We start from the raw sequence: 16,426 nt of genomic DNA, 5'->3' as shown, positions 1-16,426 counted from the left end.
TGTATCGTATGAAGGTGCTATGGCAGATTTATCCCACACAATGCCATTGGTTGTGCTTTTGTTGCACCGAAATTAGTTGATGTAGCTAAGTGTAGCGTCTAACCTTCTTGAAGGGTTTTTACTTGAGGGAGCCTTGCGTGACCGTGTAGAGAAAATTTTTTATAGCTTCGAGCCGCAAAGTGGGGTTCCACGCAGAAGCAGAAGACGGCTTATATACTCCGCGATTCCGTTTGCGCTTTTTTTTGTGATATTAGCCTTCAGGCTGATGACTCTTACGGTTACTCCATCTAGAGAGATGGAAGCGCCAACTAGCGAGAGCCAGGAGCCTAGAAACCGGTCTATGATATTTGATCGAAATGGTGAAATACTGGCAATGGATGTTGCCGTTGCATCGCTTTCTGCTGATACAACTGTCGTATCACATCCAGAGTTGGTGATCGAAAAAGTGGCGGCTGTCCTGCATGGCGACAGGGAGCACATACGCAGGTTACTGTTGCCTAGGAGAAAGTTCATATGGATAAAGCGCGGTATAACCCCCGCTGAGGAAGCGGAGATTAGAGCATTGAAGTTGAAGGGGCTGCACTTAACTAAGGAAGTTAAGCGCGTATACCCACATGGCAATCTACTTTCACACATACTTGGCTATGTAAGCTCCGATGGTAAGGGCATTTCAGGCATAGAAAGGTACGTGGATAGCTCTGATGTCAAGGGTGACGTTAGACTGTCGGTAGATATTAGGGTGCAGAATGTTGTAAGAGACGAAGTACTGCGCCAAGTAAACAAGTATGATGCTTCTGCTGGTGTTGGCGTTGTCATGGATGTAAGGAATGGTGAAATCCTTGCTGCGGTAAGCCTCCCCGACTTTGATCCAAACAATCGTTCAAAATTTGAGAGCTATCAAAGATTCAACAGAGCCACTCTTGGCGTGTACGAAATGGGTTCAGTATTCAAGTTGTTTACAGTGGCCAGCGCCATAGATTCGGGTAAGGTCTCAACTGAGGACACATATGACGTTTCGCAACCTTTTGCTATTGGCAGATATAGGATTAGCGACATGTACAAGTCGCGTCGTCCAGTGTTGAGTGTACGGGAAATTTTTGCGCAGTCCTCTAACGTGGGTATGGCGCAAATTGCTATGGATTTAGGCAAAGATATACAACTGGAGTACTTTGACAGAATGGATTTGTTGTCAGATCTAGGCTTGGAGGTGCCAGAAAAGGGGTTCCCAATTTTTCCTAGAGAGTGGGGAAGTAGCACCGTTGCCACGGCTTCGTATGGATACGGGGTTGCAGTTACTCCGGTACATGTCGTGCAAGCCGCTGCTGGGCTCGTGAATGATGGCATAATGCACGAGGCCACGCTAATTCTGGGACGTGAGGCGGAAGGCAGAAGAATAGTGAGCAGTAGAACGTCATACGAGGTTAGGCGGCTACTGAGGTTTGCGGTTGAGCACGGTACGGGTAAAAGGGCGAACGTGAAGGGGTATTCTGTCGGGGGGAAAACCGGCTCTGCGGAGAAAGTGATTGACGGCAGATACCGCAAGGACGCAAACCTTGTTTCGTTCTTAGGCATCTTCCCTATCTTGGAGCCCAAATACGCAATTCTTGTGATGATTGACGAGCCTAAGGGTGCGAAAGTCACGGGTGGTACCGTATCTGCTCCGGTTGTGGGTAGAATAATCGGCAGGATAGCACCTATACTGAGTGTAGCCCCGGTGGGCGGGTAATATTTCTGTAGGTGCTCAGGTACCGCTCCATTCCGTAAAAAATTGTACCAAAAGCGTTGCTACGCTAGTATGTGTGTTACGTGATTTTGTAGAAACTCATGAGTGGCAAGGTTTTTACAGCACACTGTAGCGAGTCATTTGTGGAGGTGGTTTCACAGTACGCTAGTGACCAGCAGGTGGGTGTAATTGTTGTTCCTAGTGCGGAAGATGCGCGACTTTTCAGCAATGAGATTTCTAAACTTACTGCATACAGTGGTGCCGGTACCGGTCCAGAAATTCTGGCGTTTTCTGACATTGAGGGGTGTGCACTCACGTCCCATGGTGTTGCAATAAGCGCGGCAGAGCAGCTTCTGTTACTGGTTCAGTTCATAGAGAAATGGAATGTAGACCATGGTTCTAATTACCCTCTGCGTATGGCTGGTGAGCTGTCTTCCTTACTTGATGAGCTATACGTGAACTGCGTAGAATCGAGTGCATTGCGAGTTTGCCGTAGTGATGAGTTTGGGTATTGCCGCACTGCCGACTTTCTGTACGAATTAGTGCTGTGGTGGGAGAGGGAGGCAAGTGGTCTGGGTATTGCGCCTCCAGGGTACTGTATTGATTTGTTTACGGAAAGTCTGAATCAACGAGGCAAAAAAGTCATTGTGGCGGGTGTTGTGTTCAGCAAAGTATTCACACGTTTTTTGCAGTCACTAATTGGTAGTGTGCTGGATGTTGCAATCGTTCTTCCGTACGTTGACTTGGAACTTCCTAAGCATAAGTGGGGGGCTGTACACTGTGAGCACTATCAGTATTACCTTGTGCGCTTGCTAAGGGAGCTTGGTATAGATAGGAACGATATACAGAGACTTGGTCGAGTGAGGACGAATCATGTTGTTGAGTCACTATTCAATTTTGGGATTGTCGAGCATTCTCTCCAAGACTATGGCGCCAAAAATACGGAAAACATCAAGCTCGTTACATGTTCTTCGGAGGCTGAAGAAGCCACCAAGGTTGCGGAGATTCTGAAATTATGCAAGACAGCAGAAAGTGGAGAAGCCCCGGCTGGCGTTGCAGCCGTATGTGGGCGAGTCTTAGGTGAGAGACACACGTCAACACCAGGGGGTGCTAACTGTGATATGGACGTTGCGCGTTCCCTAGAGGGGCGTTGCATTGCATTCATAGGTAGCAACTCTCTCACTCATAGGATAGATGCTCTGTCCTATATCGAACAAGCGGAAGCAGCAACTCTGGATTATGATAGAGTGATAGCCCCCCTCGTACTTTGTGTGGTTGAGGTATTGCTTTCGCCCGAAGATACTGTGCGGCTGTTATATCTGCTAAAACACCCGCTAGTTACGCTTGGATATGACGCCGATGGGTACAGAGAGCTACTTGTTACACTGGAAGTTGAGATAATAAGAGAGCGCTCAGCTACAAGCTTTGAGGCGATAGGCAATGTCATAAAAGAAGACTTTCAGCAATTGGAGGAGCTGTGGAGTAGGGTCATGGGAGCAGTATCACCTCTAATTGCCGTGCACGAGGGCTGCACGATTAGTGAAGTAGCTGCTGCGCATGCCAAGTGTCTTAAGCTTCTGTGCGGATGCGGCACTAACGGTTTGGCCGCACACACACATGCACTGAACAGAATAGAGCAATTTTTTTCCCTGTTCAGGAACCGTTGTACCGGTGCCATGACGTTTTCTCTGGTGAAATACAAAGAGGCGTGCGAACTGCTGATAGGTGCTTTTTTTGCTAGGGAGCGCAACAAATTTTCTGCTGTGAACCTTGCGACCAGAGATGTTGTGATAATTTCTGGGTTAAGTGAGGCAGATTGTAAACCGCGTTGCAGCCCTATGCTGAGCAACTGGATGCGCGAGAAATTAGATCTACCATCTGCTGAGGAATACGGCGGACGCATTATGTATGTGCTATACAGCCTTTTCTACTCCAGCAAGGTTTGGATTACCAAATCCACCAAGGACTTTGGTGTAGTGAGTGAGCCCGTGTGGATTCGATACCTAGCATTTCTGTTGAAGGACTGCGCCGTGAACTGCAACGTCATTCAGGCCATCAGTGGCGCCGCCACAGCGGGTGCATCCGGCACGGTTGCTCCGAATCCAGAATTGGCAGTCAGGAAAAAGGCTATGTCTGTGCTGACCGCAAAAGCTGTGAATACTTTGATCAACAATCCGTACGTGTTCTACCTGAAATACATTCTGAAGATGCGTCCAGTAAGGGTGGTGGACACCCGGCGTGTGGCAGGGGGTTTTGGCACAGTCGTTCATGGGATCCTACGAGAATACTTGGCAAGTGTTGTAGCGGAGGGCGATTATAATCTTCTCTTAGAAATAGCAAGGCGCAAATTTGATGCAATTGCTGCCCAGCATCCATATGCGTTTGTGCTGTGGTGGCCAAAATTTGAAAAGATGGCACGTAACTTTTTTGAGATGGACAGCGAACGTAGGTCTGCAGCTGTACGTATTGAAGCATATAAAAATTTCTTCTGGCATGTTAGTGATGAAATGCAAGTTGTTGCCATGTGTGACAGAGTGGAATATCTAAAAGACGGCAGTGTTACTGTGGTGTGTCACAAGATTGGTTCAGTGCCTTCTCAGGTTGATATACGATGTGGATTTGCATCTAGAGCTGTTATAGATGCCGTGTGCGTTTCGGAGGGCGCTGCGGTAGATGCAGTGTCTTTTTCGTACTGGAAAATCACACCTTGGGCGGTTGAGGTAACCCAAGTCTCAGATTTTACTGAGATTTTGGGCATTACAAAGGAGGGCTTTACAAAGCTTTTGTTGCGATACGCTGAAGAGATGACCCCGTTCTCACCCCGTGAAGATTTTTCTGACTTTTCTGAGTATGAGCTTCTGTCGAGAATACGTGAGGGCGCACTATGCCCCGGGCCGATGCGTGAAGTGCCCATAGCTTAATACCAAATCTGTGCAGGTTACCGTGCCACCGCGCCCCGATTTCATTTATTTTAATATATTAATTAATTTCTTTTAAATGTTTACTTGAGTGCACCCATGGCACATGCTACAGTGCGGTTGGGTTTTCCTGCTTGTTGGCTCGTCTATGTACATATACAGGATCTGGAGGAGAATCTCGGGTCTGAACGAAATTGTGCTCGCTGTGTTGTTGTGCAATGCTGTAGAGCATTACGATTTCATTATTTTTGGTATTCTTAGCTCCACGATAAATAAGGTATTCTTTGCGCAGGGGGTTCTTCCGTCTAGCCAGGGAAGCCATGCTGCGTATCTTTCCGAACTCATAGGATTTTTGGTTTTTGCATCTGCTTTTGTTGCTAGGCCTCTAGGTGCTGCGGTCTTCGGCTACTTAGGCGATAGAAAGGGGAGGAAGATTGTCCTAAATATTTCTGCCTCCATGCTCATAGGGTCAGTTTTGTGTATGGCCGTTCTCCCCACTCCCCTAACTTGGGGTATCTTTTCCCCATTGGTTCTGACTATACTCAGGGTAGTGCAGGGTTTGGCATACGGTGCGGAGATTGGCGGTGTTGTGCTCATGGCTGAAAGCGCTGATAGCAGCAAGGTAAGAGTTATATGGGTTTGCAGAATAGCGTTCTGTAATTTGGGATTGTTTTTGGGTACGTTTGTGGTGCGGGTGTGCGAAACGCTCTTCACGGAGCTGCAGATGTACGAATGGGGGTGGAGGATTCCATTTTTGGTTGCGGTTGTAATTGGCCTGCCACTACCATACCTTCGCTCTAAGATACGTGAAAGCCGTGACTATGTGGAGTATAAATCAACGGGGAGTAGGACGAACATTTTTGAATCTCTGGTGGAGAACATTGGTGCAGTGTTGTTGGTATTTGTTATGGCAGCGACCTCTTCCGGGTTCTTTTATCTGGCCACAATCTATATAGATTTAAGTCACAGGTTGAGCTATCCGGAGTACGTGGTCTCGCTGTTGCTAGCGTCGCTCGCATCGTGCCTCAGCTTGTTTGCGTCTGACGCAAGTAAGAGGAGGGGGTATTTCCTGGTTATGATGGCCTGCATTATTGTTTCCCTGTATCCCGTTGTGTACTTCATTTACAAGGGCTCTGTAATTGCATGCACAGCGTTTTTCATCATGTGTGGTGCATACGTGGGGTGGTATGGGTCATTTATCGCGCTGATTTTTCCCGTGGGGTGCCGGCAAACATGCTTTTCACTGCCCTATGGTGCCGGATACCTTGCCGGAGCGCTTTCTCCCGCAATTTGTCTGTGGTTTTCCCACGCTACCGGGCTTAGTACGGCCCCGGCGTTTTACCTGATCTTTTTTGCAACTATAGTTTCCCTTATGGTTGCGTTTTGTCTTCGAGTGGAAAACGGGGTCTACAGGTTTGTGTCTCCCATGCGGAAAAAAACCGAATCCTCGCTGGCGAGTTGACCGGCCTGCGCTTGATGATTGTTGCACATTTCTGAGGCTTCTATGTTGCTGGTCTAGAACGGTATTTCGTCCATGTCAGTGTCTGCAAAACTGACTTCCCCGATCACATCGTCGGAAGAATTTGCACCCGTTACAGCTTCCTCATCCTCGCCGTGCATGTCCTGCGGCGCATCTGGTCCACCTGCTGCCCCTCTGGGATCAAGCAAACAGAATGCAGCGTTGAACCCCTGTAACACTACCTCCGTCGTGTATCTGTCATTACCGCTTTGGTCTGACCACTTCCTGGTGCGCAATGAACCCTCCAGGTAAATCTTGCTGCCCTTGCGCGCACATGACTTCACTATGCGCACCAGCCCCTCGCTGAACACCACAACATTGTGCCACTCGGTCTTCTCGGTACGGACCCCCGACGCCTTGTCTAACCAACTCTCAGATGTTGCCAGGGAGAAGCTTGCCATCTCCTTGCCATTCTGCATTACTCTAATGTCTGGGTCCTTGCCCAGGTGCCCGATCAGAATTACCTTATTGATACCAAGCGATGACATAACAAACGAACCCAAGTACAAGAGAAGTGCGGACAATCTTAATAGCGCAATGTATTTAGTTCAAGTTTTTGTTGTTATGCTACGAGCGTGCGAGAGCGCGCAACTCCAGTATGAGTGCATTCTACTGTATGGTGCTGCTGTAGGTGAAGTATAGGTAGACGGAACTCGATAAATGTTATAAAACTGCAGAGTTTGTAGGCCGTTCTGCCCCCGTGGAAAGCTCGTTGCTCAAGATAAAGCATAGAACGCTCAGTAGTGTAGCCAAGGTTGTCGGCGAGGTGACTGATGTTGTTATGTCTTGGGTTGGCAACATAGGTAGCGATCTGGCTAGGAGCCAGGACATGGAGAAGCTTCTTGGAAAAATGCAGGAGTGTGTCAGCCCCAGGGGTGGTGAGGTTAAAGCAAGGCACAATACCATATCTCTCGGAAATCTTTACCTGCACCTGTCTGATGTAGGTAAGGCCAAATTTCTGCGCATGTTGAATGACCAGTTTAATTCCAGTAGAGAGGACATAGAACGCAAAATTCATGAGTACGTCAACAATAGTGATCCAAAGTTTGAGGAAAAACTCAAATTCGAGCTAATTTCCGTGCTAATGTCTCCAAGGTTAGCAATCCTCAAGCAATTTATGTCTCTGTCGGAGGGGGTCAAATTTCTTGTGGACATGAGGGCCGATATAGTTTCGCTTATCAGGAAGGGGGAGGACTTGCTCGCACTTGAGAGAGATTTAAAAAGCGTACTATCATCGCTGTTCGACGTTGGATTGCTAGATCTGCACCAGATTACTTGGGATTCTCCAGCCTCCTTGCTGGAGAAACTCATATTTTATGAGGCGGTGCATGCCATATCTTCCTGGGATGACCTGCACTATAGGCTGGATTCTGATCGCAGGTGCTTCGCGTTTTTCCACTACAAAATGCCCGGAGAGCCGCTGATATTTGTGGAGGTTGCCTTGGTTGATACGGTAGCGGGTAGCGTGCAGGCCCTGCTAGACGGTAACGTTCCGAAGAAAGATCCGGCAGACGCAAAAGTTGCGGTGTTTTATTCAATCTCGAATACCCAGGTGGGTCTCAGTGGAATTAATCTAGGGAATTTCTTGATCAAGAGGGTGGTTGAGAAGCTTTCGAGTGAGTTCTGTAATCTTAAAATTTATGTCACGCTTTCCCCTGTGCCCGGATTTGTGCAATGGTTGCAGAGCTTAACTCAAGATGAAGAGGTCATCCTGCAAAAATTGGGTATTACTCAAACTCTTGATGGAATAAAATCTCTCGTTGACGAAGTGGGCGAGTATGAGAACTTGTTGCCTTCTGTGCAGGAGGTGTTCCTAAAGTTATGTGCGTATTACCTGGTGAACGCGAAAAGGGGGAACAGGGTGCTAGATCAGGTGGCGCATTTTCACCTCAGCAATGGTGCCTCCATAAGGAGACTAAACTGGATGGCAGATAAATCGGAAAAGGGATTGGCAGGTTCTATGGGCATCATGGTGAATTACTACTACGAGATTGCAAAGATTGATGACAATCATGAATCTTATGTCGTACATGGGAAGGTTATCTCTTCTAAGGAAGTAATGGCCCTGCTAAAGGGGAGTTGATTGAGTGACTGATGTGACGAATGTTGGGGTGATAAAGGGTGGTACTGGCAATTGGGAAGTGGTCATAGGTCTTGAGATTCATGCTCAAGTTATTTCTGCTAGCAAACTATTTTCTGGTTCTTCTGCAGATTTTTGTGCTGACCCCAATGTGCAAGTGTCGTTGTTTGATGTTGCAATGCCGGGAACTCTTCCCGTGCTGAACACCCGATGCGTGGAACAGGCTGTGAGAACTGCCCTGGCACTCTCCTGTGTGGTCCATAAGCGCTCGGTTTTTGACCGAAAGAATTATTTTTATCCTGATCTTGCACTTGGATATCAGATAACGCAATTTTACTTCCCCATTGCGACTGATGGGTTTATTGCGCTTAGTGAGTGTTGTGATAAACGTATCAGAATATCTAGAATTCACCTGGAGCAAGACGCGGGCAAGAGCATTCACGCCCATGACAAAACCTACCTTGATTTTAACAGAGCTGGGGTGGCCTTAATGGAGATTGTATCTGAGCCTGACTTGCGATCTCCAGAAGAGGCTGCTGAGTATCTCAAAAAGCTGCGCGTTATACTGCGCTCTATAGGGACCTGTGACGGGGATATGGAACGTGGTTCACTGCGTTGCGACGCAAACGTTTCTGTGAGAAGAGTTGGCGATGATAGGCTGGGCGTGCGATCAGAAATAAAGAACCTTAACTCTATTAAACATGTTGCCCATGCCATCAAGTACGAGGCACACAGACAGGTGGAAATTCTTGAAAGTGTGGGGGCTCTCAGCCCAAGTACTATGTTGTTCGATGTTGATACTGGATCTACCAGAGTGATAAGAGATAAGGAAGACGCATGTGACTATCGCTATTTTCCGGATCCAGATTTGTTACCTTTGGACATTACAGAGGCATTCATTGACGGTGTGCGTGCGTCACTGCCTGAGCTCCCGCTGCAGAAGAAAGAGCGGTACATGAGGGATATGGGTTTGTCCGAGTATGATGCGGACATCTTGTCTTCGGATAAGGACGTTTCTACGTACTTTGAGAGTGTTATAACTGGCTGTAGCCCAGATCTGGCTGTATCGTGGATAACTGGGGAGCTTTTTGGTGCCCTAAATAAGTGTGGGCTGGGCATTGCAGCTTCACCTGTGAGCGCGGAAAGCCTTACAGAGCTACTGAATCTTATAGCCAACGGTACTATCTCAGGGAAAATGGCCAAGCAGGTCTTTGCACTTATGTTTGAGACAGGACAGTCTGCGCCTGATATAGTGCGTGAACAGAAGTTATGCCAGATAACTAGCGAAGAAGCGTTAGCTCCAGTGGTTGATAGTATAATAAACCAAAATCCGGACAAAGTGGCGGAGTACAGGCAGGGCAAGGTAAAGCTTCTGGGATACTTTGTTGGGCAGGTTATGAAAGAGACTAACGGGCAAGCTAATCCCGAACTAGTTAATGCATTGATCAAGCGCAGGCTTGTCGAAGATTAGTGCACTGTACGAACCTTTGAGTTTTGCAGTGTAGAGGTTACCGCAAGGCGCGAATTGCGCGAGAATCGAAGCACGCGTTGCCCCGTCATTGGCGCCTTTTCCATGTTTTACGTTTTGTACGAGGGACCTATACCTGTGGACACCTTTACGGGTACTCGCAGCGTATGCAGTGGGTTGCACTATGTCAGTAATATTCCTCAAGAGGGTGCGCTTTTTCGATTGTATGTACGCGGCAAAACTGTGATTGACAACAGATTTGTAAGACATTAGCATTCTGCTTGGCTGGTGGGGGTGTAGCTCAGTTGGTTAGAGCGCAAGCCTGTCACGTTTGAGGTCGCGAGTTCAAGTCTCGTCACTCCCGCGTCTTGACGTGTGTTTTTGAGAGTTTATGGGTGGTCTGTGCGTACCGATGGGCTAATGCGTGGCAAGAGGGGCGTGATTATTGGGGTTGCGAATGATCGGTCTCTGGCTTGGGGCATAGCTAAAGTTGTTTGTGAGCATGGTGCTGAGGTTGCTTTCACCTATCTCTCCGATGCGCTGAAGAAGAGAGTGGAACCACTGGCTGAGTCTGTTGGTGCGCGGTTGGTGATACCGTGTGACGTTTCCGATCCTGAGTCCGTGGACAGCATGTTCTCCATACTTGAAAAGGAGTGGAAGACTGTGGATTTTGTAGTCCACGCGGTGGCCTTCTCTGATCGTAATGAGCTTAGGGGTAGGTACATAGATACCACACTGGATAACTTTTTGCTGTCTATGCACATTTCGTGCTACTCCCTCACCTCTATTGCACGTAGGGCTGAGCCTATAATGGGGGGTGGTGGCAGCATTCTTACCCTATCCTATTATGGCGCTGAGAAGGTGGTGCCCAGCTACAATGTGATGGGTGTGTGCAAGGCGGCGCTTGAGGCCAGTGTTAGGTACCTTGCGGTTGATTTGGGCAAGAAGCAGATTAGGGTGAATGCAATATCTGCCGGTCCTGTACGTACTTTGGCCTCTTCCGGTCTTAGCGGTTTCCATTACATACTGGCTTGGAATAAGTACAATTCTCCTCTTGGGCGTAATACTACTATCGAGGAAGTTGGAGGTGCGGCTGCGTATCTCTTGAGTGATTTGGGTAAGGGCACTACTGGGGAGGTTCTTCATGTGGACTCTGGGTATCATGTTGTGGGAATTAAGGACGCGGATGCTCCGGACATCACTCGCGTTAAGGATGAAGTCTAGTTAGGAATTGCCTTGGCATGCCAGGGAATTCCCGTTTTAGGTGTGTGTTGCCCTTGTGGGGTGTGTGTGGGTTACGTGACTGTTGGCTACTGGTGGCGGTGCAGTTCTGTGGGTGCCCGTTGTGTGGTGTTCAGCTGCCGTCGGTGACTTTGCGGAGGGTTTTTTATTGTTGGTGTTGTGATTCCTAATTTGTGGCTGGGGTCTCGTGCGTCGTTGAGGTGGGTGGTGTATGAATTGGGTTTGTCTTTATGATTGAGGGTTCCGAAACTACTGAGCGCTGCGTGGCTCACCACAGGGAGCAAGAACAGGACAAAGGTCGTGCGGCATGGCGTAACGTTCAGAAGAAATTGCGGGATTTCTACGGCAGTGCCATATACGATAGTTGGCTGAGTGTTTTGGCGTACTCAGGGAATGAGAACGGTCGCGTTGTTTTGTTGGTGCCGACCAGGTTCATAAAGGAGTGGGTTCTCGTACATTACCTGGAGCGGATCCTGAAGTATTGGCAGGATGAGAGCGATGCAGTCTATTCCGTCGATATTTGCGTTAGTGACGGTGTTGAGGCGCAGCCTTCTCTGTCCCCAGCTGAGAGTTCTTCTGACGGTGTGGTGGATAGCTCACATGTTATGGTTGTGGGTGGCACCTATGATCATCTCAGCTCACCTCTGGATCCGAGATTTACTTTCGATAACTTCGTTGTAGGCAAACCGAATGAGTTGGCATTTACTGCTGCCAGGAGGGTTGCGGAATCTTCTGCTCCCATTCCCGGGAGCAATCCCCTTTTCCTTTACGGGGGAGTGGGACTGGGAAAAACGCACCTGATGCACGCCATAGCCTGGCACGTGCTCAACTCTTCTATGAAGAGGAAAATAGCCTACCTTTCCGCAGAGAAGTTTATGTATCAGTATGTTACGGCGCTCAGGAGCAAGGATATAATGCTGTTCAAGGAGCAGTTTCGCTCAGTAGACGTTCTTATGGTTGATGATGTGCAGTTCATTAGCGGTAAGGACAGCACGCAGGAAGAGTTTTTCCACACCTTCAATGCTTTGATAGACCAGAACAAGCAGTTGGTGATTTCTGCAGATCGGTCTCCAAGTGATTTGGACGGAGTCGAAGATAGAATAAAATCACGTCTGGGTTGGGGCTTGGTTGCTGATATTAACGATACCACCTTTGAGCTGAGGCTAGGTATACTGCAGCTTAAGATTGAAAAGATGGGCGTGCACGTACCCGATGAGGTTTTGGAGTTTCTGGCGAAGAATATAAAATCCAACATCAGAGAGCTTGAAGGTGCACTCAACAAGGTTGTGGCCCATTCTTCTTTGGTGGGTAGTAGCGTTACAATTGAGTCCGCCAGCGGCATACTTTCCGATTTACTTAGAGCAAATCACAGGTTGGTCACCGTCGGTATGATTCAGAAGAAAGTGGCTGAATTTTTTGGCATCAAACTTGAAGACATGTATTCTGCGAGAAGGCTGCGAGCTCTAGCTAGGCCAAGGCAAGTCGCAATGTACCTGGCAAAGCGACTAACGCAAAAGAGCCTACCTGACATAGGCAAGAGCTTTGGTGGCAGGGATCACGCCACTGTCATACACGCTGTGAAGCAGATAGAAAAGTTTATGGAGAGTGACTCAAAACTTGCGGAAGATATTAGCCTTCTGATTCGAATGCTAAGATAACCGAAGGGTTGTACTTCGGAAGTAGATCTGGATCAATGTAGGTGTGGCCGGGGTTAGTGCCCGGAGCAGCTCGCGAGCGTTAACGGGTGTATCACTTCCTGGATTCGAAAAGTTACCTGCCCTGCAGCTCGCCGCCGCCACTGCGGTTTCTGAACCCTGTATCGGCCTTTGTTGCGGATCTCCTATGTTCCTCTTTGGCACTAAACATTCCATGGCCCTGCGCTTCTCCTTGGTCTTGCCTTGCTTCAATTCCGGCAAATAGTTTCGCGGGTTTTGCACTACTTACGGGCGAGTGTATACAGGCTGCGTCTTTCTCATCAGCGGAGGCTGTCCTTAACGCTCCCACAACGGCAAAAGCCATCTGAAATGGGAACAAAGCCGCCGCCATGCCCCCGCTGCCAATTATACATAGAATGCACACCGCCGCTACAGCGCCGGCCATGCCGCCAAAGAGTTCTATGCACACAACGTCTGAGCTCCTTGTAGGTTTCTTGGAGCTTATTTTGTCTTTTAAGAATTTCAGCGCACCTTTGGCCATGTCTCCCAAGCCTCCGTCACCCCCAACAGTTTGGGCGACTTTGTCTGCGATAGACTCTGTCATAGAGGCCTTCTGTTTGCTATATAACGCCTCGTGCCTGCGATATTCCTCCTCCAGTTCGTTTTGTGACATGCTGTCTAAAACGTTGGATGCCGCATCGACAAACCTGATTAGTTTTTTAAAATCTTCAGTGTCCATGGATGATACAAAGCGGGCAGGGGTTGTAAGCTTTGACAGCTTATACATTGCCAGTGCGAGGTTAAACCCCGCTTCCGCATTATTGTGCGGCAGTTCCGTGTCCATATACTTAAGCAAAGTCTCGGTTTTGGCATCACCAAAGGTGTTCCTCATGTGAGGTATCATGTTATGGCGTAGAAACCCATTCTTGGCTCCTCGTATCGCGGCTTGTCCGTCATCTGAGTATGCACTTTTCCATAGTGCTTCCATATCTTCGACGCCTCCACTGCTCTTAACGACTCGTAGCAGCGCTTCGGATATGGCATTTTCCACTGCCTTGTCTACGACTGTGTTTACGGTTGTACACGCTGCAAAAACTCCCTCAGGACTCATTAAGGGCTTCATTGATGACCTCCTCTTTTTGGATATATTTGAAACCAGACTACATCACGCGACACGGAAGAGGTTCCGGAACCGATGCTACAAATCTCCGGATTCCCACTATAGCCCACGAAACACGCAGCAAACATGGTGCCGCCGGTGAGTGTAAGGTGAGTACAAATGTATTGCAACCGGATTAATTATAATCTTGAATACTTAACGTACCGCTATTGCAGAGGTGCTTTGTGACAGTTGGAATATTCGGAGGGTCTTTTGACCCACCACATGAGGGTCATATGCATGTCGCAAGCCGATTAATGAAATTGCTGCAGTTGGATGAGGTTTGGTGGATTGTCTCAGTGAACCCTTTGAAATCGAAGTGTGTTTGCAGCTTGGAGGAGAGGGTGGCTATGGTCAAAAACATGATTTTTGGCTGTAGGGGCATGAGGGTGTTGTGTGTGGGTGGTATCTTCAGTTATGAAGTGGTAAAGAGTTTGAAGAATCGCTACCCGTGTGTAAATTTTGTTTGGATAGCAGGCTCAGATATTCTATTGACTATGCATAAGTGGTACAGATGGAGGGAGTTTTGCAGGTTGCTACCCATAGCTTTATTGGAGCGTCACGGGTATGTGTACGGGGCTTTGAGAGCACCATTTGCGATTTCTATGGCAAATGAATATCTACCGGACTTAAAACTACTACTCAGGAAGCGCAGGGGATGGAGTATGGTCAGAGGCAGAGTGTGTGCCGAATCTTCATCCAGAATCAGGGGTGCCTAATATGGGGTGATTGGTGGGCGTGTAGAAGTGGGTTACGTACCGCTTGGTGTGCAGCGCATGTTGCGGGTGCGCTTTATGCCTCATGAGTACCAAGTGTAGCTATCGGTGCGTTAGGGGAGTAGGCGTGCATTACACAGATTGCACAGATGGCTACATAATTGTGTATTTCGCGGTTTTAGTTTACCATTGTGCGGTCATCTTTAGAGGATTGTCGTGCAGCTTGGCGTTAATGTCGATCACGTAGCTACTTTACGCAACCTTAGGGGCACTGCTTACCCCGATGTTGTAGAAATTGCGAATGAAGCTGTGAAGTGCGGTGCAGATTTTGTTACTGTGCACCTTAGGGAAGACCGCAGACATATAAAGGATACAGATGTTTTTGTACTGAAAAATAATCTTAAGGTTCCCATGAACCTTGAAATGGCCGCAACGCACGAGATGTTGGAAATTGCAAAGGCGGTATCACCTGAATATGTTTGCCTGGTACCAGAAAAGAGGGAGGAGATTACCACGGAATCTGGTGTCAATGCCAAGGACCTATTTAGTGTGCTCGCTCCGATTGTGGCTGGCTTGCAACAGAGTGGCATTGGAGTCACTCTATTCATTGAACCTGACAGGGAGCAGATAGACTATGCGAAAAAACTACGCGCAGACAAGGTTGAGCTCCATGTTGGGGCATACTGCCTGAGCAGGTCGCAGAACGAACTTCAAAGAATAGCTGACGCTGCTGCCTACAGCCACTCCGAAGGAATGGAATGCCACGCCGGGCATGGCATAAACTATGAAACTGCAGCTGCCATAGCCAAAATCCAGCACGTATCCGCCCTGAATGTAGGGCACTTTCTGATATGTGAGTCCCTGCTCCACGGGATGGGAAACGCAGTCCGCAACATGAAGAAGATAATCTCGGGGTAGAGGCGGTAACCACGCTCCGTGGTACAAGGAGCCCACAAATTCCCACACGCTGCAGCCAGAACGCAACACGGGTGGCCACACTACCCGACTCGTACCTCCCCACCAGCGGTGCACAAACGCTGCGTCCATTACAGCACAGGAGGCACCCCTGCCTCAAACGGCTACAACCGCAGCGTTGAACCCCACTACCATGCCTTACACAGTACCGAACCACGCAACCGCGGCCCAGCAAACCACCACGCGCGCCAACAGCGGCAACTCCAGAGAGAAACCGCGCACTGACTGCCAAATACACGCACAGGCACCTCACACGAAAGGGCGAACCCCGCCATGCTAGAAAACACCAAACTGGCAGCAACCACCACGGGAGACTTTGCCCAAAACAAGTGACAACAGGCACCCCAACCACGAAGGGGGGTGCAACAGCAAGCCCCAAGCAGTGCCCGAAATTCACCAACCCAGCGGACTACTGAAGGCAGCGCAATACAAAAACAAGTTCAACAAGAAACACACACACCCAGGGAGAGAGCCCCAATATTGCCACCCAACAAAAGCCGAAAGCGGATCCAGTGGTACCCCTACACATTCACTGTGTCCAGAAGCTTTCTACTGGACCTAAACCTCACCCTCCTCTTTGGGGGAAGAGTTTCAAGACGACCAGTTTTGGGATTGTGATATTTCTTCTCAGCGCACTGAATAACATGCAGCGTGCCAACGTTGTGTAGACGTATGGAATGGTGAGTTTCCAGCGCAGTCTTTATCGCTGACATAACCACATCGTAGGCACCGCTAGAATCTTTTTTTGTAAAACCCAGATTCGACATCAATGCTCTGACTATGATCTCCTTACTCATAAGTAAAACCCCTAACTCTTGACATAAGTTAATTGGACCTAGGATATTAGGTTAGTTCGTATAGTCAACTAAATTTGTCGCTATTGCCTAATGCATTATTAAGTGTCATTGACTTTGTGTAATAAACGCGAGGCATATACGCTCCATGAGTGCGGCTGGTGGGGCATGCACGCG

Annotated in this window: 12 protein-coding genes and 1 tRNA gene; 10 read left to right on the top strand and 3 right to left on the bottom strand. The window is 48.5% G+C overall.

Going from position 1 to position 16,426, the window contains the following annotated elements; all coding sequences use genetic code 11:
• Positions 1 to 244: 244 nt before the first annotated feature.
• From OC187_RS00935 to OC187_RS00925, 3 genes are all read left to right on the top strand, one after another.
• Positions 245 to 1,726: a peptidoglycan D,D-transpeptidase FtsI family protein gene (locus OC187_RS00935; RefSeq protein ID WP_262997809.1), complete on the top strand. Its 1,482-nt coding sequence runs from the start codon at positions 245 to 247 to the stop codon at positions 1,724 to 1,726.
• 98 nt (positions 1,727 to 1,824) lie between these two features.
• Entirely contained in the window at positions 1,825 to 4,644 is a 2,820-nt protein-coding gene (locus OC187_RS00930) for a PD-(D/E)XK nuclease family protein (RefSeq protein ID WP_262997810.1), read from the top strand.
• A 145-nt stretch (positions 4,645 to 4,789) separates the two neighbouring features.
• On the top strand, positions 4,790 to 6,103 hold the full coding sequence (locus tag OC187_RS00925) for an MFS transporter (RefSeq protein WP_262997811.1): 1,314 nt from the start codon (positions 4,790 to 4,792) through the stop codon (positions 6,101 to 6,103).
• Positions 6,104 to 6,156: 53 nt separating this feature from the next.
• Here OC187_RS00925 and ssb read toward each other — a convergent pair whose 3' ends face one another.
• Positions 6,157 to 6,648 (bottom strand): single-stranded DNA-binding protein, encoded by a 492-nt coding sequence (gene ssb / locus OC187_RS00920; RefSeq protein WP_262997812.1) that lies wholly within the window; start codon positions 6,646 to 6,648, stop codon positions 6,157 to 6,159.
• 212 nt (positions 6,649 to 6,860) lie between these two features.
• Here ssb and OC187_RS00915 point away from each other — a divergent pair, with 212 nt between their 5' ends.
• The 5 genes from OC187_RS00915 (at position 6,861) to dnaA (ending at position 12,608) form a co-directional block, all read left to right on the top strand.
• Entirely contained in the window at positions 6,861 to 8,243 is a 1,383-nt protein-coding gene (locus OC187_RS00915) for a malonyl-CoA decarboxylase (RefSeq protein WP_262997813.1), read from the top strand.
• Between the two features lie 13 nt (positions 8,244 to 8,256).
• The gene (gene gatB / locus OC187_RS00910; RefSeq protein WP_262997875.1) at positions 8,257 to 9,711 is read left to right on the top strand and encodes an Asp-tRNA(Asn)/Glu-tRNA(Gln) amidotransferase subunit GatB; all 1,455 of its coding nucleotides are present in this window, start codon (positions 8,257 to 8,259) and stop codon (positions 9,709 to 9,711) included.
• 287 nt (positions 9,712 to 9,998) lie between these two features.
• Positions 9,999 to 10,072: transfer RNA gene (locus tag OC187_RS00905), tRNA-Asp, on the top strand.
• Positions 10,073 to 10,128: 56 nt separating this feature from the next.
• Entirely contained in the window at positions 10,129 to 10,932 is an 804-nt protein-coding gene (locus OC187_RS00900) for an SDR family oxidoreductase (RefSeq protein WP_262997876.1), read from the top strand.
• Between the two features lie 248 nt (positions 10,933 to 11,180).
• A complete protein-coding gene (dnaA, locus tag OC187_RS00895; RefSeq protein ID WP_262997814.1) occupies positions 11,181 to 12,608 on the top strand; it encodes a chromosomal replication initiator protein DnaA in 1,428 nt (475 codons plus the stop codon).
• A gap of 112 nt (positions 12,609 to 12,720) precedes the next feature.
• Here the strand turns inward: dnaA and OC187_RS00890 are convergent, their stop codons facing one another.
• A complete protein-coding gene (locus tag OC187_RS00890) occupies positions 12,721 to 13,728 on the bottom strand; it encodes a hypothetical protein (RefSeq protein ID WP_263008495.1) in 1,008 nt (335 codons plus the stop codon).
• A gap of 221 nt (positions 13,729 to 13,949) precedes the next feature.
• On the opposite strand from OC187_RS00890, the gene OC187_RS00885 reads away from it, so the two are divergent.
• Both OC187_RS00885 and OC187_RS00880 read left to right on the top strand, forming a co-directional pair.
• The gene (locus tag OC187_RS00885) at positions 13,950 to 14,483 is read left to right on the top strand and encodes a nicotinate-nucleotide adenylyltransferase (RefSeq protein ID WP_262997816.1); all 534 of its coding nucleotides are present in this window, start codon (positions 13,950 to 13,952) and stop codon (positions 14,481 to 14,483) included.
• Positions 14,484 to 14,696: 213 nt separating this feature from the next.
• Complete coding sequence (locus OC187_RS00880; RefSeq protein ID WP_262997817.1) at positions 14,697 to 15,398, top strand: pyridoxine 5'-phosphate synthase; 702 nt, start codon at positions 14,697 to 14,699, stop codon at positions 15,396 to 15,398.
• 578 nt (positions 15,399 to 15,976) lie between these two features.
• On the opposite strand, the gene OC187_RS00875 is transcribed toward OC187_RS00880, so the two are convergent.
• Positions 15,977 to 16,252 carry an HU family DNA-binding protein gene (locus OC187_RS00875; RefSeq protein ID WP_262997819.1) on the bottom strand — a complete coding sequence of 92 codons (276 nt, stop codon included), beginning with the start codon at positions 16,250 to 16,252 and terminating at the stop codon, positions 15,977 to 15,979.
• Between the last annotated feature and the right edge of the window lie 174 nt (positions 16,253 to 16,426).

The organism is Anaplasma capra (genome assembly GCF_025628805.1).
Classification (GTDB): Bacteria; Pseudomonadota; Alphaproteobacteria; order Rickettsiales; family Anaplasmataceae; genus Anaplasma; species Anaplasma capra.
Note: the sequence above shows the minus strand (reverse complement) of the source record. Positions and strands in the feature narration are given on the sequence as shown.